The organism is Geobacillus sp. DSP4a (assembly GCF_013096875.1).
Taxonomy (GTDB): Bacteria; Bacillota; Bacilli; order Bacillales; family Anoxybacillaceae; genus Geobacillus; species Geobacillus thermophilus.
This window is the reverse complement of record NZ_SDLD01000152.1, coordinates 1-812: the sequence shown is the minus strand read 5'-3', so window position 1 is coordinate 812 and position 812 is coordinate 1. Positions and strand designations below refer to the sequence as shown.

Below are 812 nucleotides of genomic sequence, written 5' to 3'. Positions count from 1 at the left end.
AAACGAAATTATGGGAAGACCGTGAATCATAAGCGAGTGTACCGACTGATGAAAGAGTTGGGGGTTCAGGCCAAAATCCGTCGAAAAAAGCCGAAGTATAAAGCGGGAAAGGAGAATATCGTAGCGTCGAACGTGTTAAACCGTGATTTTGCGGCCACTGCAGCCAACCAAAAATGGGTGACGGATATTACCTATGTGCCATTTCAAGGAACCTATTTGTATCTGTCTGCTATTAAAGATTTGTACAACAATAAAATCATTGCGTATCGCATCAGTCGTTCGAATGACTTAAAATTGGTGATCGAAACGGTCAAGGATGCCATCAAAAAACGGGATGCGCGAGGAGTCCTTCTCCATAGCGATCAAGGCTCCCAGTACACATCCCGCCAGTACCATCAACTGCTGAAGGCTCATCATATCATTCCTAGTATGTCCAGAAGAGGAAACTGTTTAGACAATGCCTGCATGGAAAATTTTTTCGGGCATTTGAAATCGGAAATGGTGGACCTTCCCACCTTTGAAACGGAAGAGGAAATGATCGAGGCGATCGATCAGTACATGTATTTTTATAATTATGAACGGTGCCAGAAAAAACTAGACTACCTCAGCCCAGTGGAATACCGAATTGCCCAAGCAGCCTAGCAGACGAACGGCTGAGAATGTCTCCTTCTTCAGCTTGCCAACGATGAAGTGGAATGAAGGAGACGTTGTCAAGTGCTTTCCTTGACAACGTTTCCTCATTCCACTATCCTAACAAGCAGCTGAAGAAGGTGGGTATTTTTCACACTGTCTACTTGACAGGGATATGTTCA

Annotated in this window: 1 protein-coding gene; it reads left to right on the top strand. The window is 44.3% G+C overall.

The window, feature by feature from the left end; genetic code table 11:
• Window positions 1-642, top strand: a 642-nt coding sequence (locus tag ETC02_RS16750; protein ID WP_171698459.1) for an IS3 family transposase, incomplete at its 5' end; no start/stop codon positions are given.
• Between the last annotated feature and the right edge of the window lie 170 nt (window positions 643-812).